This is a genomic window from Spiroplasma endosymbiont of Cantharis lateralis, from assembly GCF_964030855.1.
Taxonomy (GTDB): domain Bacteria; phylum Bacillota_I; class Bacilli_A; order Mycoplasmatales; family Mycoplasmataceae; genus Spiroplasma_A.
Map to the genome: position 1 here is coordinate 231,107 of NZ_CAXIQF010000008.1, position 23,682 is coordinate 254,788.

The window sequence follows — 23,682 nt, forward strand, 5'->3', positions numbered from 1 at the left end:
ATTTATTAATAAATATTATAGAATTCTTCTCCGTTAGCATTAAATGATCTTAGTGAAGTAATAACTCAATATGGTGATTCTTGATTTTTAGAAATATTTTCTCAAACTATTTTATATGAATTTTTAACTGGTTTATAATCTTGTCAATTACCACGACCGTCATAACTAGCTAAATTTTTCTCATCAATTATTTTTTGTTCTAAACCTAAAATTTTTCCTGAGTTGTTAATTTTTTCTTCATCTAATTTATCTAACTCTTTAAGTTTTTTAATCTCATCTTTTTGATGTATTTCAAGAGTTTGATATGGATTAAATTTTTCTCCTACCTCCACTTTTTTAGTTTGTTGACTTGCATTAGACGTTACGTCACCATTACCACTATAATCAAGATTAAATTCCATTTTTCCTGATAATTGTGTATTGCTTGTAGTACTTATTTTAAAATTATTAACTCTCCAGTATTTATCATCAACAATATATTGTAGTACTGGCTCATGCACAGCTCTCATTGCCACTGCTACAGAGTCTTTAAACGCTGCAAAAAAATCTGCAAAATCTTTTTGTCCTAAAACTTGTTTATTAGTAAAAGCATTATATAATCTTGCTCCTAACGACCCATCTTCATATCCCTTTTCAGATCATCCAATAAGTTCTAAAAATTTATTTTTTTGTAAATTTGTTAAATCTCTAAAAGTATCTACATCTGAAAATTCATTTATAATAAGTTCAAATTTTTCTATAATATCTGTATTTGTAAACATTGTAAATGCACCTTTTGCAAAATTTAATAAATTAATACCCCCATTTTGATTTTCACCTTTAATAGATTTAATTCAATTCTCCTCTCCAATATACTCCATTATTGAACTATATGACTTATAAAAAGGAGAATTATTTTCAATAAAGAATTTATTATTAAAAGCTTCTTTATTTTCCGCATTTTTATACATATCAGTCAAACTTTCAATTATTTCAATTATATTTTTTGCATTTGTTCCTTGTTTTATTGCATCTTTGGGAGCAACCTTATAAAAGTTTTCCACTTTCGAAATACTGAAAAGACCACCAGGTACCTCATCTATATTATTTTCTATTTTTTCAAAAATTTCTTCTGTAACTAGAGACTTATCTATTTTTTTAATCCCATCTCAAACATTAGTGATCAGTGACATTCCAACTTTCTGCATAATTGATTGAGTTGAACTAACACCTCCCCCTGTAATCATTGGAAATAATACATTCATGAATTCTGATAATATAAGGGCTCCATTTTTTGTTTCTGAAATATTTTCTAACATAGATCCAAATAAACTTATAAAACCATTTATATTTTGTTCTCCTGCTACTTTTGTAATTAGGGCTCCTGTTGAATTAAATTCCATATCGTTTATAAATGACTTTAAATCTTCGTTAGCAGGTTTATAACTTTCATTATTTTTCATTTTTCCCTTCTTTATATTGATTCCTGTTTTTAGTGATGGTTTCAATGCTGGATTTCCATAATCTAAACTTCTAGTAGCTGACCCCTTCATTAATATTGAGTTATATCAAGCATAACCTGAGCCATTTGTACCAACAGCATCAGAATCTCCAAACATAGGTTTAGCATTTGTCTTTGGTGAAGATGTCCCATTAGTATCTGTAGGGTTTGCTCCATCAAATCCTAAATTTAATAAATAGTTTGATAATGCCCCTGTGTCTTGAATTCCTCATGCTAAATTTCTTCTTTCTTCATTTTTTGATAAGTTAATATCTTTCCCTAATCCTGCAGCATACCCCATTGCATTGTTACCCTTTTTGTTATAACCTTGATTACCAACTTTTGAGAATGTATCTCTAAAATAATAAGAATCTTCATCTCCATTTATAATTTCATCATAAAACTCGTCATCATACATTCCCATAACATAACTAGCAAACATTCCCGCATAGTTATCACCGTTATAGTAATTTAAAGAAGGTGCTAAATAGTTTCTAAATCTATTTATATTAGTTGCCATATTTATACTCTGATCATTATATCTATAAGAAACAGGCATGTTCATAGCTGTTGGTGTTGGTGTTAAGAAGATTGACAATATTTCATTGACATTGTAATTTAAATTTTCATGTCTACCAGCAACAATAAGTCTTGAAATAAATTCTGCTCCCTTTAACATTTCTTTCTGTAAATCGGAAATTACCGGATCAGTTTTACCCCCACCATTTCCACAAGCTGCCACTGATGTTGCAGCTGAACCAATTAAGGTTACAGATGTTAATATATTTAGTAATTTTTTCATAATTAAAATTCTCCTTTTTCTTTCATTCAATAAGTACTTAATTTTTATTAAGTATTTTTTGTTTTTATACTCATCTATTTAAAACTCAATAGTCTATCTTTTTTTATTATTTACCCTTTAACTTTTTAAATTCTTGTGTTATTAAAAATTATTTAAAATAATTTTGTTTTTCTTTATACTCTGTATTTTTCCACACTTAAATTTTTGTCCATTTTAATAAATCTAAGTGATTAACTTAAACAACGCTAAAAAATTTTTAATTAGAAAAATAACGGAGGAGTTGTTGCCTTTTTAAAGCTTTTCAATTCTTCTGATTTAATATTGCTAATTAAAATTATTATTTCTTTTCAACTATTTTCAATTTTTTTATCTTGTAATTTAATATTGTTTAAATACTTAATAAACATTTTTAAAAATAAATTTAATTTAGTAGATTTTTTATAAATAAGGTGGTTTAAGTTTTCATTAGATTTTGAAACAGTTTTTATCACAGAGTATATAAAGTAGAAAAATATAAGATAAAAGAATGAGTATAGTAAAAGTGAACTTACTAAAATAAATTGTGCAAAAAATAATATATTTATATAATCTAAATTAATTACTCTATCAAATTTATAATTTGTTCATCAATATATTTCCATTGACATTACTGTTGTTCTTTCGATTGAAATATAGGTTTGAGTTATTGAAAAAATGAAAAATAAAAATGTAACCAACATTGTCATATAAAATTTGGAATTATTATTTAACAAACTTAGACTTATTAAGTTTTTTCTTGATATTTCATCATTATATTTTTCGATAAATTTTAGTAAATTTGCAATAAATTTAGAGATGAAATACAAAGAAATTATGATTAAAGTCAGATTAACTAATATTGATAATATAAGTATATTAGTTTTTCGATTTAAGATATTTTGAATAGGAAATGTTAAAAAAAGAAGAATAAAAATAACTATTAAGTTTATATTATTTCTGACTTTCTTCATTATAATCCTCACCTTTTTTTAATTATAGTCGATAAAAAAAAAAAAAAAACATTAATTTTAAAAAATATTTTTAAAAAAATTATTTTTCATAAGTAAGGTATTGGGGAGGCTAAGTAACATTATTTCCTAAAATTTTGGATCATTTCGTTTGGTGTACATCCATTTTTTAAGATTATATTTGTACTATTAAAAATTTTAACAAATTTATATATACAACTTCTAAAATGTTGATCATTATTAAATTTATTACCAAATATTAAATAAAAATACTTTTTGACTCATCTATGTGTTTGTTCTACAAATTGATTACCTTTAAATCCTGATGCTGAATTTGATCTAATTATATTATGCTGCTTACAAAATTTTTCTGTTTCTTTACTTGTAAATGCAGAACCTAAATCACTATGCATAATAATTTTCTTTATTCTAACTAAATCCATTTTTCTTACTAAACCTTCTAGCATTTCAAGAGTTACTAGTATATTTTCAGAGTTGCCAACTGAATATGAACTAATTTCATTAGAGTAAAAGTCATATGCAGGTAAAAATAAGCGTTTTGTTTTAACTCCTCCAATATAAATATTTTTAAATCATGTACCATCAATTCCAATCTTTTCTAAATATTTATTAGAGCTATAATCTCCTTTTATAAGATCTAATGAGGTATATTTCTTATGAGTACTTATTCCCATTCTTGTTTTTGATTTAGAAGATGCTATTTCTTTTTTTAATTTTAATAAAACATCTGTTCTAAGTTCAATAATTGTCTCTCTAGAAAGATTTATATTGAAGTCTTTTAATATCTTTAATCTAGCTTTTTCAGCACCAAATATACCGTCCTTCCTTGAATAAATACTTTCTACAGCCTCTTTGGCATGAAGATGATATTGTCTTTTATATTCGGGTTTTCCTCTTTTAATTCAATTAGTATAACTACGATAACCAACACCATAAATTAGAATAGTTTGTTTTGCATCATTTCCCATTAATGATAATTCATATACTGTTTGATATATCTGAATTATATCTTTTTTTGTATATGTCTTTTTATTAACCTTTTGATAACCTATTAGAAATGATGCTATGGACTTTTTTAATAACTCAACTTCCTTCTCTGCTTGTTTTCTTTTCTTCTTTTCCTTCTTAAGTTCTATTAAATAAGCACTTCGCTTAATTTGTTCTTCTAATTCAAAAAGCCTCTTTTTCAATTCTTTATTCTCTTCACTATATTTGTTAACTTTATTTTTAAGTCTAACTTCATTGGTTTTATTACGTTTTTTCCTATCAAATACTTTAATATCAGATGACTCATGATATTTTTGATATCAATCCAAAATACTTGAATTAGCTTTTATATTATATTTAATTGCAATATCTTTTAATTTAATTCCATTAATATAATCATTAACAGCTTGAATTTTTAACTCATTTGAGTATTTCATTTAGATACAACCTTTCTTGCTAATACAATTATAATCTTGTTCGGAATTATAAAACGAAAAAATTGGGATACCTATGTACTTAGACCCCCTAATACCTAAAATTAATGTTTATATATAAAAGAATTAAATTATCTTACCTTGAGCAAATGTATCATTTCCTCCGCCTTTAACTTTAAATTTCTTATTATTATTAAAGAGATCAATTGCTTTATTATCTTTTGCAATTTTATCATTGACTGATACAATAAAAATTTTTTCATTTGTATTTCAAAGCATAATAATTAAGTTTTCAAACTTATTTTGTAATTTATCTGAAAGAAATTTCATTTCTTTCATTTCTAGATTATTAGTTTCCAATTCAATTAGATTTTTATCCTCTTTTTTAACTGGAATAACATCAGAATATTTTAGTAATTTCTCTTCAATTAATATCTCTTCAATTTCCTTTTGATATATCTTAAATGAGTTTTTTAAGTCATTTACTTTTTGTTTTATAATTACTAAATTTTCCTTACTTGCCTTTAGAGACATTATTTTATTAATTTCTTTTTCAATTAAATCATTTTTAACTTTCAATTTAAGTCTATTAAATTTATCTATTAAAACTTGGATTTCTAGTTTTTGCTTATTAAACAACTGTTCTAAATAACTACTTAATTCCTTATGACTAGTTACTGCATGATATCTAAATACTCCACTACCCTTTGACTCAACATTGGTAATTAGTAAGTCTTCAATATCTTTTGTATTAGCAACATGAGTTCCCCCACAAAGCTCACAAGAAAATGATCCAAATTTAATTACTCTAACATTTTTACCATACTTTTCTGTAAATAGTGCTAGGGCATTATGTTTTTCAATAGCTTCTTTTAATGAACAGTGAATAATTTCTCTAGGAATCTCTCTCTTAATTTCTCTTGCTATAACTGAGTGAATTTTTGCAACTTCTTCTGGAGTTGGTAATCTATTATATGAAATATCAATTCTTAAACCATTCTCATCATTATAACTACCATTTTGTAAAGCATCTTTTCCAAGAACCTCTTGAAGAGCTGCTTGTAAAATATGTGTACCTGAGTGATTTTTCATTGTATAGAATCGCTTTTCACTATCAATTATTGCTTTAACAATATCACCATTTTTTAAAGTTCCATTAACTTGAACTTTATGAATGTGTTGGCCATTTGGACCCGTTTTAACATCCATTACTAAGTGGCGATTATCTTGTGAATCAATTAAGTAACCATTATCAGCAGCTTGCCCACCTTTTTCAGCATAAAAAGGAGTTTTTGTTAAAGTTATAAATACTACTTTATTTGTTACAGATTCCAATTTTTTTTCATCTTCAAAAATGAAATTAACTTTTGAATCACATTCCTCTAAATCATAGCCAACAAATTCGCTTTCAACTTTTAACCCTGTCAGAATTGCTGATTGTTTATTTCAAGCCTTGTCATCTTTTCTTGAGTTTCTTGCTAATTGTTTTGCATCTTCCAAAAGTTTTTCATAACTTTTTAAGTCAATTTTTACATTGGCTTCATTTGCTATTTCTGTGGTTAATTCAATTGGAAATCCAAAAGATTCAAAAAGCAATAATGCATTTTTACCAGTTACTTTTTTTTCTGCTTTAATAATAGATTCTAAATGTTCATAACCTTTTGAAAGTGTTTTTAAAAATCTTAATTCTTCTTGCTTAATAACTTCTTTAACCATATCTTTTTTTTCAATTAAGTATGGATAAAAGTCCTTCATTGCTTGTATTACTTTATCTACTAGTTTATATAAGAATGACTCTTTAATTCCTAATTTTCTTCCATAGACAGAACTTCTTCTAATAAGTCTTCTAATAATATAGCCTCTATCTTTGTTTCCAGGAAACACTCCATCACTGATAGCAAAAACAGCTGCTCTTACATGATCAGCAATTACTTTAAAAGCTGTGTTAATTTTAGTTTGTTCCTTATTTTCATTATAATAATTTTCAATTGAGTATCTAAACTCTTTATTACACATTTTTTCAACTTCTTGTATTGTTGGGAAAAATATATCAGTTTCAAAGTTAGTTGGAGCTTCTTGAAAAATTGAAACTAATCTTTCAAAACCAGCACCTGTATCAATGTTTTTTCTTGGTAACTCTGTGTAATTATTATTACCATCATTATTAAATTGTGAAAAAACAATATTTCAAATTTCAATGTATCGATCATTTTCAATATCATCTTTTAAAAGTTTTGATCCAATTTTTTTAGGATCTCATTTTTCACCACGATCAAAAAATATCTCTGTATTAGGTCCACATGGTCCTTGTCCTACATCTCAAAAGTTAGTATCTCTTGTTCCTTTAAAAATGTGATCTTCTTTAATTTTAATAACTTTAGCTCAAACATCATAGGCTTCTTTATCTTCATTAAAGACAGTTATGTATAAAAGATTTGGATTAATATCAAATCACTTTGGAGAAGTTAAAAGTTCTCATGCAAATTCTATTGCTTCTTTCTTAAAATAATCCCCAATTGAGAAATTACCTAACATCTCAAACATTGTTTGATGTCGTGCTGTAACTCCTACATTTTCAATATCATTTGTTCTAATAGATTTTTGTGAATTTGTTAATCTAGGTGATGGAGGGTTCATTCTTCCATCAAAATATGGTTTTAAAGTAGCGACTCCAGAGTTTATTCATAATAAACTTGGATCTTCTACAGGTACTAAACTAACAGGTTCTAAAAAATAATGATCTTTTGATTTAAAAAAATCTAGTCACATTTTTCTAATTTCATTTGCAGAAAGTTTCTTCATTTTTTTCTCTCCTTAAAGATAACAAAATAATTTTAGCATATAAGTACTTATATTTATTTTATAAAGCATTCCTTATGAACTGCCATTGTGATACCACTAAATTCAACTAAGTTATAATTATCATTATTATAAAATTTAATATTTCATGGGTTTTTTACATTTATTTGTGAATAATGCTCATTGTAGTCCATAATTTTTAAACAAACTAAACAAATTCTGTGAATATCCAGATTGTCTTTTTCATCTCCACATTGACAAAGTAAAGCATTACTTCAGGCATTTTTTGCAATATCATCTAAATCAATTTTTTTCATAGCTATTCTCTCATTTCCATTTTGTTTAGAAAACAAAAGGTTCATACACTGAACCCAAATTTATTTATTATAGTTTGGAGCTTCTTTTGTAAGTTCCACATCATGAGGGTGACTTTCTTTTAAACTAGCATTTGTGATTTTTACAAATTGAGTGTCAAAGCGTAGTTGTTCAATAGTTTCACTTCCAGTATAACCCATTCCACTTTTTAAACCACCCATTAATTGGAAAACTACTTCTCTCATTTTTCCTTTAAATGGCACTCTTGCTTCAATACCTTCGGGTACTAATTTTTTAGCACCTTTTTGGAAATAACGATCACTACTTCCTCTTTTCATAGCAACAAGTGAACCCATTCCAACATAGGTTTTATATTTTTTACCGTTGGCAATTATTTCTTCTCCAGGTGATTCTTCAGTTCCTGCAAAAATACTTCCCATCATAACACTGTGAGCACCTGCTGCAAGAGCTTTAACAATATCACCTGAGTATTTTATTCCCCCATCAGCAATAATAGTTATTTCTTTATCTTTGGCTCAGTTAAAGACATCATTGATTGCAGTTATTTGAGGAACTCCAACTCCAGCAACAACTCTTGTTGTACAAATACTTCCAGGACCAACTCCAACTTTTACTCCGTTAGCACCAGCTTTGTATAAAGCCTCTGCTCCTTGAGCAGTACAAATATTTCCTGCAATTATTTCTAAGTTCTTATATTTACTTCTAATTGCTTTAATTACATCAATAATACCTTTACTGTGACCATGAGCTGAATCAATTACAATAACATCTGCTTGAGCTTTTACAAGCTCATCAACTCTTTGCATAAAGTCTTCACCCACTCCAACAGCAGCACCAACTCTTAATCTTCCTTTTTCATCTTTACAAGCATTTGGATGATCAATTGCTTTATCAATATCTTTTGTTGTGATTAAACCAACCAAAGTATTTTTAGCATCAACAATTGGTAATTTTTCAATTCTATTTTTTAATAGAATTGCCTTTGCTTGCTCTAATGTTGTTGATGGATTACCTGTAATTAAATTTTCTTTAGTCATAATCACTTCTACTTTTGCTTGAAAATCTTCAAAGTATTTTAGATCTCTATTTGTAAGAATTCCAATTAATTTACCACTATCATCAACAACAGGTAATCCTGATATTTTATAGGTTGCCATAATTTCGTTTGCTTGTTCAACGATTGTATCTTTTGTAATTGTAATAGGGTCTGTTATAAACCCTGATTCATTTCTTTTAACTTTTTGAACTTCTAAAGATTGTTCTTCAATTGATAAGTTTTTATGAATAATTCCAATGCCACCACATCTTGCCATTTCAATAGCAAGTTTAGATTCAGTTACAGTATCCATAGCAGAACTTATTATTGGGATATTAAGTTCTATATTTTTTGTTAACTTTGTTTTTAAAGAAACATCATTGGGTAATATTTCAGAATATCTTGGTACTAATAAAACATCATCAAAAGTAATACCTTCACTAATTATTTTCCCATTTAAATCATTTTTATTCATACAAGTTCTCCTCTATTCTCATTCTATTGTTCCTGGCGGTTTTGAAGTTATATCATAAACTACTCTATTAACTCCATCCACCTTATTAATAATTTCATTAACAACTTTATCTAAAAACTCTCAAGGTAAGTGTGTACTTGAAGCCGTCATAAAGTCAATTGTATTTACACTTCGCAATGCAACTACATAATCATAAGTTCTATTATCTCCCATAACACCAACTGTTTTTACAGGCAATAGTGTAACAAATGCTTGAGATACTTCATTATATAAATTTGCTTCAATTAAATTACTAATAAAAATATCATCTGCTTCTTTTAAAATTTCACATTTTTCTTTTGTAACTTCACCAATAACTCTTACTCCAAGACCAGGCCCTGGGAAAGGATGACGATCAATCATTAAAGCTGGAATTCCCAGTTCTCTTCCCACAGCTCTTACTTCATCTTTAAATAATTCTCTTAATGGTTCTAATAAATCAAATTTTAAATCCTTAGGTAAGCCACCAACATTATGATGTGATTTAATTGTTTTTGAAACATGACCATTACTTGATGATTCAATTACATCTGGATAAATTGTTCCCTGAGCCAAAAATTTAGCCCCTTGCATTTTTCTTGCCTCTTCACTAAAAACTTCAATAAACTTTTTACCAATAATTTTTCTTTTGTCTTCTGGATCAATTTGCCCCTTTAATTTTTTATAAAATTCTTTACTAGCGTCAACTAACTTAATATTCATATCAAATTCTTTATTATATAAATCCATTACTTTCTTAGCTTCATCTTTTCTTAATAAACCAGTATCTACTAAAATACATTTTAGTTGCTTACCAATAGCTTTTGAAATTAAAGCAGCAGCTACTGATGAATCCACTCCTCCAGAAAGACCTAAAATGACTTGCTCATTTCCAACAACTTCTTTTATCTCTTTTATTTTATTTTCAATAAATTGTTTCATTTCTCAATCTTTTTTACATTTTGAAATATCAAAAATAAAGTTTTTTAAAATTTGAATTCCTTTTTCAGAGTGAGTAACTTCAGCATGAAATTGAATTCCATAGATATTCATTTTTTCATTTTCAATACCTGCAACTGATGAATCTGAATGAGCGATTTGTTTGAAACCAGCAGGCATTTTTGTTAAGTGGTCTGCATGACTCATTCATACTTGTGAATTTTGACTAACCTTTTTAAATAATAGACTTTTTTCATCATCAATATATAATTTAGCTTTACCAAATTCTTGAGAGTCAGCTAGTTCAACTTTACCCCCAAACATTTCAGTAATTAATTGCATACCATAACAAACACCTAATATTGGAACACCAAGATTAAATATTTCCTTATCAATTTTATAAGCTTCATTTAAATAGACACTATTTGGTCCACCAGATAGAATTATTGCTTTTAAATCTTTATATTTTTTTAAATCCTCTTTTGTTTTATCAAAGGGTATAACTTCAGCATAGACATTTAAATTTCTTACTCTTCTTGCTAACAATTGAGTATATTGACTTCCAAAATCAAAAATAAGTATTTGCGTATTTAACATTTTTCTAACCTCTAACTATTTTAAATAGAACACATCAAGTTTTCTCTTTATTATACATCAAAAAAACACCATTATATTTTCTAGTAATCCTAGTTTATAAGGTGTTTTTATTAATTATTAATTTTTAAAAGTTAATTGGTTTTCCTGATTCTAATGCTTCAGCTGCTTCACCAATAGCTTCACTCAATGAAGGGTGAGGATGAATAGCTCTTGCAATCTCACTAATTGTAGCTTCAGATTCCATAACAGTTGTAATTTCTGAAATCATATCTGTTGCTGTATTTGAAATTATATGACACCCTAATACTTGTTTATATTTTGGTTCACAAATTAATTTAACAAATCCACCTGTATTTCCATCTGCAAGTGCTTTACCAATTGCTGCAAATGGGAATTTGTATACTTTGTAATCTGTTCCAGATTTTTTCAATTCATCTTCTGTTTTTCCAACACAAGCAACTTCTGGATAAGTATAAATACAGCTTGGAACTCTATCAAAGTTCATAGTTAAATCTTCAGCATGTTCATTACCTAATCTTTTTGCGATTCTATTTGCTGCAATAATACCTTGGTGAGAAGCAACATGGGCTAACATCATTTTTCCTGTAACATCACCAATTGAATAAACTCCATCAATATTTGTTTCACAATATTCATTTACATTGATGTGACCTCGTTCATTCATTTCTAAACCAATTTTATCAAATCCTTCAGTTATAACTTTACGTCCAACTGATTGTAAACAATAATCGGCTTTAATTTTATATTCTTTACCATCTTTTTCATAAACTACTTCTTTTTTACCAAAAGACTTTGTATTAACTCCATAAATTATTTCTAAATTTCCTCTAGATAATAATTCTTTTGTCATCTCTTTTGAAACATCACTGTCTAACATTTCTAAGATTGTTGGTAAGAATTGTAATACTGTAACTTTTGTTCCTAATCTCTTATAAACACAAGCAAATTCAATTCCTATAACTCCTCCACCAATAATAACTAATTCCTTTGGAATTTTAGGAAGTGCCAATGCTCCTGTTGAATCGATTAATCAACCTGATTCAATGGCTTCTTTTGCTCCTGGTAAATTGAAATGATTTGGTACACTTCCAGTAGCCACAATCAAATTATCACAAGTATATTTTTTACCATTTACACTTACAGTATTTTTATCAATTGCTTTTGCATGACCTTCAATTGCTGTAACCTTGTTTTTTTTCAAAAGACCTTTTACACCAGTTGTTAGTTTATTTACAACATCATCTTTTCTTGCTTGAATTGCTTTTCAATCAGCTTTTACTCCTGTTACATCAACTTTGATTCCATACTTATCTGCACGTTTTGTAATTTGTTCATATAAATATGCTGACTTTAATAATGTCTTAGTTGGTATACAACCAATATTTAAACAAACTCCACCATAATTACCTTTTTCAATTATTAATGTTTTCAATCCAAGTTGAGCACATTTAATAGCTGAAACATAACCTCCAACTCCAGCTCCAATTACTATTACTTCATAGTGATTTTCTGGGTTTGTTGAATTAAATTTAGGTGCTGGTTTTAATTGTCCACCTTTACCTTGTGTAAGACCTGACATGTTAACATTATTTACTGCATTTACAATAGTTTCTACTGCTGATCTTTTTGGAGGAACAGCTCTTGTTCTTCCTCTTGAAAGAAGATCATTTGAAACTGGTGTTGCACCAACAACTGATGCATTTTCCTCCACTGGTTCTGATTTAGATGTTGCTTCTTCTTTTGGAGCATCACCTTTACCATCATCAATTTCAACAACAACTTGACCAACTTTAATTTCTTGATTTGCTGAAATTAAAATTGTTGCTACTTTACCATCAACTGGTGCATAAATATCTGAAGTAACTTTATCAGTTTCAACATTAAAAAGAGCATCTCCCATTTTAACTTGATCTCCAACTTTTACAAGAACTTCAGTAACTGTACCTTCTGTTAAACCTTCTCCAATATCTGCGAATTTTACTTTAAACATATTTCTAATTCTCCTAAACTAACAGAGTTGCAGGATTTCGTAAGTAGTATGCTACTCTTGTTAAAAATCTTCCTGCATCTGCTCCATCAATTACTTTATGATCTGCAGTTATTGAAAATGGCATATAGTCTCTAATTTCGATTTCTTCTTTAATTACCCCAGGCGCTCTTGTAATTGTTCCAACACCTAAAATAGCTGCTTCTGGAAAGTTAACAATTGGTGTTGCATAATCTAATCCTACAGCTCCAAAGTTAGTTACTGTAAATGTTGCTCCACTCATTTCTGTGGCTGAAAGTTTTTTATTTCTTGCCTTAGTTGCTAAATCATTTATTTTTACAGCAATTTGTAAAACACTTAATTTATCAGCTCCTCTAATAACTGGAACCATTAAACCATCAGGTGTATCACAAGCCATACCAATATTGATTTGTTGAGCAAATTTTGTTGCTTTATTTTCTTCATCAATTCTTACATTTAAATTTGGCATATCTTTTAATGCATTAGCACTTGCTTTAATAATAAATGCTAAATAAGTTAATTTAACTCTCAATGAATCTGCATGCCCTTTAAGTTGTTTTCTAATATTTACTAACTCAGTAACATCTAAATTTCTTAATCCTGTAAATCCAGCAACTTTTTCATGAGCTGTTGTCATTGCTTTAACAGTTGCTTTTCTAATTGGATTTCAAGGTTTTGATTCAAATGTTAGAGGTTCATTAATTTCAGGAACTGAGATTAATGGATTTGAGTAATCAATTGCTGCTGCTTTTGGTCCAGGTGCTGATGCTTTTATTGACGGTGCAGCGCTTTGTGGATTTGCTGCATACCCTTCAACATCAGAAACTAATATTCTATTATTTGGACCAGTAGGACTAACTTTTGAAAGATCTACTCCCATAACTGCTGCAACTTTTCTTGCTAATGGAGATGCTTTAACATCAACATTGCTATTATCAATAATACTTATTTGAGAAGCAATATTTGCTTTAGGTGCAACTTCTCTTGCTTTTCTTGAAATAACTTCATTTGAAACTGGTGTTGCACCAACAACTGATGCATTTTCCTCCACTGGTTCTGATTTAGATGTTGCTTCTTCTTTTGGAGCATCACCTTTACCATCATCAATTTCAACAACAACTTGACCAACTTTAATTTCTTGATTTGCTGAAATTAAAATTGTTGCTACTTTACCATCAACTGGTGCATAAATATCTGAAGTAACTTTATCAGTTTCAACATTAAAAAGAGCATCTCCCATTTTAACTTGATCTCCAACTTTTACAAGAACTTCAGTAACTGTACCTTCTGTTAAACCTTCTCCAATATCTGCGAATTTTACTTTAAACATATTTCTAATTCTCCTCTTAGTATCTAAAATTTATAATTTAAGATTTCTTCCATTTTAACTAGTATTTTTTTTGGATGAGGTTGGTGGTAAGCTTCACCTGAGTCGAAAGGTATAACAATATCATATCCTGTACATCTCATTGATGGAGCTTTTAAATATTCAAAACATTCTTCATTTACTGAAGCAATAATTTCAGATGATACTGAAAATGATCTAATTGCTTCATGAACAACTAATAATCTTCCTGTTTTTTTAACAGATTCAAAAATCATTTCTTTATCTCATGGTTGAATTGAACGTAAATCAATTAATTCAATTGTAACATCTGGATTTTTTTCTTCTAACTCATCAATTGCTTTTTGACAATCAACTGTTTGAGCTCCATAAGTAACAACTGTTAAGTCATTTCCCTCTTGGATTTTAAATGCTTTTCCTATTTCAACAGTATAAAATCCTTCAGGAACTTCTTGTTTAAATGCTCTATATAATTTTGTTGGTTCAAAAACAATAACTGGATCTGGTGATTCAATTGCTGCTAAAATTAAACCTTTTGTATCATAAGGTGTTGAAGGACAAACTACTTTAATACCTGGAGTATGAGCATACATTGCTTCCATAGCTTCAGAGTGTAATTCAAGAGCTCTAATTCCACCACCCATTGGCATTCTTATAACAACTGGTGTTGGATACTTCCCTCTTGTTCTGTTTCTCATTCTACCCATATGTCCTAAAATATTTTGTAATGATGGTCATCCTAAACCTTCAAATTGTAATTCTACAACTGGTTTCATTTTATTTACTGCCATACCAATAGCTACACCAGCAAATACAGCTTCTGAGATTGGAGCATCAAAACATCTTTTTTCACCAAACTTGGCTTGCAATCCTTCTGTTGCTCTAAACACTCCACCTTCATAACCAGCATCTTCTCCATAAACAACAACGTCATCTCATTTTTCCATAGCAACTTCTAATGCTTCTGAAACTGCTTTAACATTATTTAAAACTTTCATTAATGGTGTCCTCCTTTAGCTACTTCTGGATATTTAGTGAAAAACTCTTTTGCTTCCTTATATTGTTTTTCTAAATCTGGAGTTTTTTCAGCAAATTGGAAGTTAAAGATATCTTCTAATTCATATGATTTATTTGCTTCAGCTCAGTCAAATTCAGTTCTAATAAGTTCATCTTGAGTTTTATCTAATTCCTCTTGCATTTTATCATTTCATATTTTTTTGCTAACTAAATATTTTTTCATTCTTATTAATGGATCTGATTTAAGTGCTTCTTCAAATTCAGATTTTGGTCTATAAATATCTGGGTTATCTGATGATGAATGGGCTCCTAATCTATATGTATCACATTCAATGAAAACTGGACCTTTACCACTTCTTGCATGTTCAATTGCTTCTTGTGCAACTGCATAAACTGCAAGCAAGTCATTTCCATCAACTTTAATTGAAGGCATTCCTGATGCAATACCTTTTACAGCAATATTTATTGATTTTGTAGATTTTTTATAAGGTGTTGAAATAGCTCATTTATTATTTTCACAAATGAAAACAACTGGTAGTTCATGAATTTTTGCAAAGTTCATTGCTTCATAAGTTTCACCTTCACTCATTCCTCCATCTCCTGTTGTAGTTACTGCAACTCCACCTGTTCCTCTATATTTTTCTGCAAAAGCAATTCCTGTTGCATGTGAATATTGAGAACCAATAATAATATTTGGTGGTAAAGAGTTAACACCCTCTGGTGATTGACCACCATATTCATTTCCCATTCAATAAAGCATTATATTTCTCATTGGCATACCAACGCTTAATCAAGCAGCATTATTTCTATAACCAGATGAGAATCAATCTTTTCCCTTTATTAAAGGCATTGTATATCCGATTTCAGATGCCTCTTGTCCTGTTGAAGAAAGAAATGATAATAATCTTCCTTGTCTTTGTGCTTTATTTTGAAAATCATCTTGTCTTCTTGAAAGATTCATTAATCAATATGCATCAATTAATTCTTTATCTGTCATTTCAGGCATTAATTTTTCATCAACAATTTTACCATCTTTATCCATAACACGAACTATTTCGTCCTTTAATGGATCAAATTTTCCTATAAATTTCATTTTTACCTCCTATTGTATCAATAAGTCTAGTATATCCTTACTTGTGAAGTTTTCACCAAATATATTTTTAATATCTGACTTATTTAAAACATCTTCTAAAACAAATGTCTCATATTTTAAATTTACTAATTTATTTTCAAGGTCTTCTGTTCCTTGGAAACCTAAAAAGTCTCCATAGAATTTGGCATCTTTGATAACTCCTTTTTCAATTTTTAAAAGAGCTTCAATTGATCCTTTGCCTTCCAACCTTTGTTTATTTCTATAATCAAAATCTGCATTTTTTGCATAATTCCAATCTGAGTTCCTAAATTTCTTCTCGCTAAGATCTTTTATTTCTTTTATTTCATCTTCGCTTAAATTAATTGTTTTTATTTCGTCTGATTTTTTATATGTTTCAATTAATTTATTCATAAAAGCTTCAATATCAATTTTATTTTTTACTTCTGAATTTATGTTTGTAACCCTAGCCGCAATAGATTTAATATTTTTTGAAAGAATTTTTGCTCTATCAACAGTTAAATAATTAGTTAATTTATCCAAATTGGCATTGAATAATATTGTTCCATGTTGTAAAAATCTGTCTTCATATTTTCACATAGCATTTCCAGAAATCTTTTTGCCATTTAATTCAATGTCATTTCTTCCAGAAAATTTTGCAGGAACATTTAACTCATTAAGAGTTTTAATAACAGGATCCAACATTGTTGAAAATAAAGAAACTCCTTTATTTTCTAAATCTGTATAAATAATGCTGAAATTCATATTTCCTAAATCATGAAACACTGTTCCACCACCACTATTTCTTCTGACAATGTTAACAGAATCTTTTTGAGCATTTTGAAGATTTATTTCTCAAGCCGCATTTTGATTTCTTCCAACCACAATTGTGTTATCATTTTGTCATAAAAAAAGAATTGGTTCTGCATATTTTTTATTCTTTACAAAATATTCTTCTGTTGCTAAGTTAAAAGATGGGTCAACACAAGAAGTTTTATATATAAACATTTAGATACTTCCCTTCTATACAACTATATTCTAAGGTATTTATGTCAAATTTGAGGAAATTTTTTAAATAAAGAAAATTATTTTCTAAATTTTTCCAAGCTCTATTACCTTTTTTTATCAAAAGAAATGAACTAAAAAAAGATATAATTATTAGTAAAGGAGGCAATTATGCAATTACAACATTTATCAAAAAAGAGATTAATTTTAATAGATTTAGACGGTACAACTTTAATGTCTAATGGAGAAGAAATTCATGAAACTACAAAACAAGCTTTAATTAATGCTACTAAAAATGGTCATGAAGTTTGTATAATAACAGGAAGACCTCATAGAGCAAGTATTAGATTTTTTAATGAACTTGGATTAACTACACTTTTAACAAATTTTGATGGAGCACATATACATGATCCTGTATCAATGAAATTTAAAAGAATAGTTTTTCCTATAAGTGAAGAAGTAGTTAAGGAAATAATGTTACATCCCGTTATTAAATCAAGTATTTCAAATATACTTATTGAATCATATAATAAAGCAATGGTTAAGGAAAAAAATGAGTTCATAGAAAACTTTTTTCATCTTGATGATGTAGCTGATGATGAATATAAAATTATTGACCCATATAAGCATTGAGAAGGTGCTGCAACTAACGTGGTTTTATTTATAGATACTGAAGATAATAAGGATAATGTCTTAAGAGTATTAGAAAAATTTAAAAATACAATTAAAATACAATCTGGAAATGTCTATGGAAATTTAAGTGAATCTTCAAAGTTAATGGTTACTTTAACTAATAAAATTGTAAATAAAGGTTTTGTGGCAGACATATTAGCACAATACTATAATAAAGATATTAGAGATGTTATTGCTTTTGGGGACCAAATGAATGATTATGAGATGGTTCAAAAAGTAGGCTATGGAGTAGCTATGAAAAATGGAAGTACAGCTCTAAAAAATATTGCAGCAGGAATAACAAACCTTAGTAATGATGAGGGTGGTCTTGGTGAATATCTTGAAAAACTTTTAAGAGGAATGGAAGTTTAAAAAAACTGGTTATCCAGTTTTTTATTTTGTAATTTCCTCTAATTGATTTATAAGATCATTAATCTCATCTACTAAAGGTTTATATGTTTCTGCACTTAAAAAGTCTACACCAACCTCTTTTAAGATTTCTAATGGAGGTTTTGAACCTCCTAACTTTAAGAAATTAATTATTGTATTCTTATTACCTTTTTTAAAATCCCTATATAATTTAAAGCTAGCTACTAAATCAATAGCATACTTATAAACATAAAATGGAGATTGAAAAAAATGAGAGATATAAGGTCATGAGTAATTTGGTTCATCTTTATCATCAAACTCATCATATCCAAATTCTTTTTGTTTCTCTATAAATAAATCATTTAAACTATCAGTAGTAATGGCCTCTCCATCTTCAATTAATTTATGGGCACTATACTCAAAATCTGCAAATTGAATTTGTCTATAAAATGTTGAAATTAAATCAAATATTCTTTGTTGTAGTAAATATTTTTTTTCTTCAACATCTTCTGTAGATAAATATAAATAATCAAATAATAAATGCTCATTAAATGTTGATGCAACTTCTGCTAATATAATTGGATAATTATTCAAAGGGTATTTTTGAGATTCATCTGCAAATAAAGTATGAACAGAATGACCAACCTCATGAGCTAAAGTAGTCACCGATCCTAATTGCTCATCTCAATTCATTAAAATTATTGGTTCCACACCATTACCACCAGATGAGTATGCTCCATCAGATTTATTTTCATCTTCATAATAATCAATTAATGAGTCTTTTAAAGCAGTTTTTAATTTTACTTGATATTCATTTCCTAAAACACTTAAACAGTTCTTAACAATATCTTTACCTTCTTCTACACTAAAATTTTTTTTATAATTCTTAGAGACTTTTAAAAGTCTATCAGTTGAATAAAATTTCTTAAAGTTATATATACTTTTTATCAATCTATTATACTTTTTAAAATTTATTATTGTATCTTTTCCAAATTTAATTAGATTTAAATAAATTTCCTCACTTACTTGGTCATCGAATAAATTCATTTCCAGAATTGATTTATAATTTCTAACATCTTTATCTTCATTTTGAACTTGTATAATAGATTCATATATTTTTGCATAGCTATGTTTTCTTGAACTATAATTTTTAAAATATAATTCGTTTGCTTCTCTTCGCTTTTCTTGATCTTTTATTGGATCAGAATTTTCCATAATTTCTCTATATAAAGATAAATTTAATTCTACCTCCTGATTATTTCATTCAATTATAGAGTTTTGTTTATCTGCATAAGATAATGAGTCATATAAATTTCCAACTGCATTTCTGCTTCTTGAAACTTTACTCATTAGCTCTTCATCTGTTTTTGAAAGAATAAATTTAGAAGATTTAAAAAAAGTTTTAAAATAATATTCATATTCATGCATATTATTTTCTTCTAATCATTGAAAAATTTTCTTATCTCCTATTTCCTTTAATTCATTTAATACAAAAGCTTTTTTAATATTAAAATCTTGATAAAAATTATCTAGTAGCGAGTTTAACTCTTGATTCTCATTATTTGTTTGATCAATATCAATTAAATGAGCATATTGATTTAGTCTAGATAAAATAAAATCAATACTTTTTTCAAGCTCTAAATAATGTAAAAAATTCTCTTTATTATCTAATTTACCATTTAACTTTGAGATCTCTTCAACAAATAATTTAGCCTCATTTAGATCTAGTTTTCAACTTTTAAAGTCTTTGTATAAATGAGAAAAGTCTCATTTATATTTCTTATTTATTTCATTTCTTTTCATATTTTTATTATATAGAATAAAAGAAAATTTATATTTCATATTAGCAATAATATTTTTAAATAAAAAAGGATTCTAATTAAATTAAAATCCCTCTTTTATTTATTTTATTTTTTTAATAATTCAAACATAGTTTTTAACATTGGTGCTCTACCACGTTTATTTGCATCTGCTGTTGCAGCTATATCCAAATGAATATATTCTTTTCCTTCAGCAAAAGAATCTAAAAAGGCTGCAGCTGTTGATGAACCAGCTTCTCTACCAGGTTCAGAGTTTGCTAGATCTGCTATTTTTGAACATTGCATTGCTTTTAAATGATCTCCAATTATTGGTTGTCTTCAAATTGGTTCTTGACCTTTTTTTGAAGCATTTTCAAATTCTTTATGGAATTCATCATATTTTGAAAATGTTCCAGTAAATCATCTTCCAAGTGCAATTGCAATTGCTCCTGTTAAAGTTGCTACAGTAATTGCTCTATCAGCTTTTGCTTCTCTTACTGCATAAGTAATTCCATCAGCTAATACTAATCTACCTTCTGCATCTGTATTAGTTATTTCAACAGTTTTTCCATTCATAGATTTTATTACAGATTCTGTTAAAGTTGCTTTTCCACCAATTCTATTATCAGTTAACATTGCAATAGATACAACATTACATTTTGCTTTTGCTTTTGCAAGAGCCATAATAGTTGAAGAAACTATAGCTGCACCTGACATATCAAATTTCATATTATCTAGAAAATTTGAAGGTTTTAAGTTATACCCTCCTGTATCAAAAGTAATTCCTTTACCAACTAAAGCTGTTCTTTTTTGAGAAGGATCTGACTTATATTCCATTACAACAACTCTTGGGTCAATATTACTTCCTGCATTAACTGAAAGTAATAATCCCATACCCATTGATTCAATTTGTTTTTTATCATAAACTGTTACTTTTAAATCTTTTATTTCTTTTGCTTTTGCAACAATTCTATTTGCAATTTCAACAGATGTACCAATGTTTGGTGGTAAATCTTGTAAGTCTCTTGCAAAATTTAAGTATTCCATTTTAATTGCTGATTCTTCATAAATTGCATTGAATTTTTTATCAAATGAAAAATTAATTGATTTTGGTTGTGCTTGTTTTTCTTTCATTTCAAACTCTTTATGTGCAGCAAACATAATTGTTTCTACAACTTTTTGAAAAGCTTCTTCTTCATTTTTAAACTTTGACGCAAATGACTCTACGTTAACATTTAAATCATATTTATTTGATTTAATTATTGCTTCTAGAGAATCACCTAGTTCTCTAAGACAAGGTTTATCATTTAAAAAATAATATAAAGTTTTATCTTCACTAATTAATGAAGTAACTCCATTTTCTTTAACAACTAAATCATTTAATTTATCCTTTGAGCCAACTGCTTTTAAAGTTAATGTAAATTCTTTTTTATTGTTTATTATCATTTTATTTCTCCTTTTAATTTACAAGATTATAATATCATTTTTAACACTACTTTATTACAAAGGTTTCCTTGCATTTTTTATTTGTACATTTACCATAAATTATTAACTTTAGTTTCTCAGTGTCTTTTTCATAATTTAAAAAACTTTTAACCATACCATGGCCGTTAGGACATTTTAATTTTCTATTAACCAATTTAGTATTTAAAGAATAAAATTTTGATTTTGTTGAGTAAATATAATATGTTTCCTTCATTAATCTGTCATTTTGATTATCTATTTCATCCAAAATTAAGAAGTTAATGTCTGCAATATCATCTACTTTTGATCTCATTTTAGAATAAAATCTTTCCTTGCTAGTTTTAAAACCATTAACATGTTGTTTAAATCTACTAATTAAATTCCTAGATTCACCAATGTAACAAAAATTTAATTTATTATTAACTATTGAATACACCAGATATGTTCCCGAAACCTTATAATTAATTTGACCTAATTCCAAACTATTAAAACTTGATCTAGTTATCAATAAATTATTAATAAAATGTAATAAATAATTTTCTGATAAAGATTTATATTTTAAATCACTAGAATTTTTAATATTAGTTATTGCTTTAAATTGTTCTTTTAAGTCCATAAAAAATCACCCTTACTTACTATTATAAATTAAAAAAAATTCCCTTATGGAATTTTTTATTATTTATTAAATTATTTAACAATTGAAACAACTGTTCCAGCACCAATAGTTCTTCCACCTTCACGGATTGAGAATTTTGTACCTTGTTCAACAGCAATTGGTTTAATTAATTCAATAACTAATTCAACATTATCTCCAGGCATAACCATGTCTGTTCCACTTGGTAAGTGAACTTCTCCAGTAACGTCTGTAGTTCTAAAGTAGAATTGAGGACGGTATTTGTTGAAGAATGGTTTGTGTCTTCCACCTTCTTCTTGTGTTAAAGCATAAACTGATGCGTTCAATTTTGTATGTGGTTTAATTGTTCCTGGTTTTGCAAGAACTTGTCCACGTTCAATATTATCTCTATCAACACCTCTTAATAGTGCTCCAACATTATCTCCAGCTTCAGCAAAGTCTAGTAATTTTCTAAACATTTCTAATCCTGTAACAACAACTTTTTTACTATCTTCAACTAATCCAACAATTTCGATTTCGTCGTTTACTTTAACAACTCCTCTTTCAACTCTTCCAGTTGCAACTGTTCCACGACCTGTAATTGTAAATACATCTTCTACAGGCATTAAGAAAGTTTTTTCTTTATCACGAGTTGGTGTTGGGATGTATGCATCAACAGCATCCATTAATTCTTCAACTTTAGTAACTCATTTTGCATCACCATTTAATGCTCCTAAAGCTGATCCACGAATAACAGGTGCTCCATCTCCATCAAAGTCATATGCAGATAATAAATCTCTAACTTCCATTTCAACTAAATCTATTAATTCTTCGTCATCTACCATATCACATTTATTTAAAAATACTGCGATAGCTGGTACTCCAACTTGTCTTGACAATAAGATATGCTCTCTTGTTTGAGGCATTGGTCCATCAGTTGCAGCAACAACAAGGATTCCACCATCCATTTGTGCAGCTCCTGTAATCATGTTTTTAACATAATCGGCGTGGCCAGGACAGTCTACGTGAGCGTAGTGTCTTTTTTCTGTTTTATATTCAACGTGAGAAGTATTAATTGTAATACCTCTTTCTCTTTCTTCGGGTGCATTATCAATATTTGCATAATCTTTGAATTCTGCTCCACCTTTTGCTGCTAATACTTTTGTAATTGCAGCTGTTAAAGTAGTTTTACCGTGGTCAACGTGTCCGATTGTTCCAATGTTAACGTGAGGTAAACTACGGTCAAATGCTTCTTTTGCCATGTTTTTTCATTCCTTCCATTTGGTTCTAATTTATAATTATTTTGACCAAGTGTCCTAATAATTATAAATACATTTTGTTTAAAGTACAATACTTTTTTTATTTGATA

General features: G+C 28.0%; 17 protein-coding genes. 1 reads left to right on the forward strand and 16 read right to left on the reverse strand.

Annotated elements, in window-relative coordinates; all coding sequences use genetic code 4:
• Positions 1-5: 5 nt before the first annotated feature.
• The 12 genes from AAHM99_RS03385 to lplA form a co-directional block, all read right to left on the reverse strand.
• The gene (locus AAHM99_RS03385; protein ID WP_342275321.1) at positions 6-2,282 is read right to left on the reverse strand and encodes a lipoprotein; all 2,277 of its coding nucleotides are present in this window, start codon (positions 2,280-2,282) and stop codon (positions 6-8) included.
• 260 nt (positions 2,283-2,542) lie between these two features.
• On the reverse strand, positions 2,543-3,007 hold the full coding sequence (locus AAHM99_RS03390) for a hypothetical protein (protein WP_342275322.1): 465 nt from the start codon (positions 3,005-3,007) through the stop codon (positions 2,543-2,545).
• Positions 3,008-3,390: 383 nt separating this feature from the next.
• The gene (locus AAHM99_RS03395) at positions 3,391-4,713 is read right to left on the reverse strand and encodes a DDE-type integrase/transposase/recombinase (RefSeq protein WP_342275141.1); all 1,323 of its coding nucleotides are present in this window, start codon (positions 4,711-4,713) and stop codon (positions 3,391-3,393) included.
• A gap of 123 nt (positions 4,714-4,836) precedes the next feature.
• On the reverse strand, positions 4,837-7,512 hold the full coding sequence (gene alaS, locus AAHM99_RS03400; protein WP_342275323.1) for an alanine--tRNA ligase: 2,676 nt from the start codon (positions 7,510-7,512) through the stop codon (positions 4,837-4,839).
• 53 nt (positions 7,513-7,565) lie between these two features.
• Positions 7,566-7,871, reverse strand: coding sequence for a hypothetical protein (locus AAHM99_RS03405; RefSeq protein WP_342275324.1), 306 nt, complete (start codon positions 7,869-7,871; stop codon positions 7,566-7,568).
• Between the two features lie 15 nt (positions 7,872-7,886).
• Positions 7,887-9,356, reverse strand: a complete 1,470-nt coding sequence (gene guaB / locus AAHM99_RS03410; RefSeq protein WP_342275325.1) for an IMP dehydrogenase — start codon at positions 9,354-9,356, stop codon at positions 7,887-7,889.
• A gap of 12 nt (positions 9,357-9,368) precedes the next feature.
• A complete protein-coding gene (gene guaA / locus AAHM99_RS03415; protein WP_342275326.1) occupies positions 9,369-10,910 on the reverse strand; it encodes a glutamine-hydrolyzing GMP synthase in 1,542 nt (513 codons plus the stop codon).
• A 124-nt stretch (positions 10,911-11,034) separates the two neighbouring features.
• On the reverse strand, positions 11,035-12,921 hold the full coding sequence (gene lpdA / locus AAHM99_RS03420) for a dihydrolipoyl dehydrogenase (RefSeq protein WP_342275327.1): 1,887 nt from the start codon (positions 12,919-12,921) through the stop codon (positions 11,035-11,037).
• A 13-nt stretch (positions 12,922-12,934) separates the two neighbouring features.
• The gene (locus AAHM99_RS03425) at positions 12,935-14,269 is read right to left on the reverse strand and encodes a dihydrolipoamide acetyltransferase family protein (RefSeq protein WP_342275328.1); all 1,335 of its coding nucleotides are present in this window, start codon (positions 14,267-14,269) and stop codon (positions 12,935-12,937) included.
• 23 nt (positions 14,270-14,292) lie between these two features.
• Positions 14,293-15,282, reverse strand: coding sequence for an alpha-ketoacid dehydrogenase subunit beta (locus AAHM99_RS03430; protein WP_339030078.1), 990 nt, complete (start codon positions 15,280-15,282; stop codon positions 14,293-14,295).
• Complete coding sequence (gene pdhA, locus AAHM99_RS03435; protein ID WP_342275329.1) at positions 15,282-16,394, reverse strand: pyruvate dehydrogenase (acetyl-transferring) E1 component subunit alpha; 1,113 nt, start codon at positions 16,392-16,394, stop codon at positions 15,282-15,284. The genes AAHM99_RS03430 and pdhA overlap by 1 nt, the downstream gene beginning before the upstream one ends.
• Positions 16,395-16,403: 9 nt before the next feature.
• Complete coding sequence (gene lplA / locus AAHM99_RS03440) at positions 16,404-17,399, reverse strand: lipoate--protein ligase (RefSeq protein WP_342275330.1); 996 nt, start codon at positions 17,397-17,399, stop codon at positions 16,404-16,406.
• Between the two features lie 168 nt (positions 17,400-17,567).
• Here lplA and AAHM99_RS03445 point away from each other — a divergent pair, with 168 nt between their 5' ends.
• Positions 17,568-18,440, forward strand: a complete 873-nt coding sequence (locus AAHM99_RS03445; protein ID WP_342275331.1) for an HAD-IIB family hydrolase — start codon at positions 17,568-17,570, stop codon at positions 18,438-18,440.
• 21 nt (positions 18,441-18,461) lie between these two features.
• Here AAHM99_RS03445 and pepF read toward each other — a convergent pair whose 3' ends face one another.
• The 4 genes from pepF to tuf form a co-directional block, all read right to left on the reverse strand.
• On the reverse strand, positions 18,462-20,240 hold the full coding sequence (gene pepF / locus AAHM99_RS03450; protein WP_342275332.1) for an oligoendopeptidase F: 1,779 nt from the start codon (positions 20,238-20,240) through the stop codon (positions 18,462-18,464).
• 104 nt (positions 20,241-20,344) lie between these two features.
• Complete coding sequence (locus AAHM99_RS03455; protein WP_342275333.1) at positions 20,345-21,682, reverse strand: M17 family metallopeptidase; 1,338 nt, start codon at positions 21,680-21,682, stop codon at positions 20,345-20,347.
• 46 nt (positions 21,683-21,728) lie between these two features.
• Complete coding sequence (locus AAHM99_RS03460) at positions 21,729-22,316, reverse strand: GIY-YIG nuclease family protein (RefSeq protein ID WP_342275334.1); 588 nt, start codon at positions 22,314-22,316, stop codon at positions 21,729-21,731.
• A 71-nt stretch (positions 22,317-22,387) separates the two neighbouring features.
• The gene (gene tuf, locus AAHM99_RS03465; RefSeq protein WP_342258788.1) at positions 22,388-23,575 is read right to left on the reverse strand and encodes an elongation factor Tu; all 1,188 of its coding nucleotides are present in this window, start codon (positions 23,573-23,575) and stop codon (positions 22,388-22,390) included.
• Positions 23,576-23,682 lie beyond the last annotated feature (107 nt).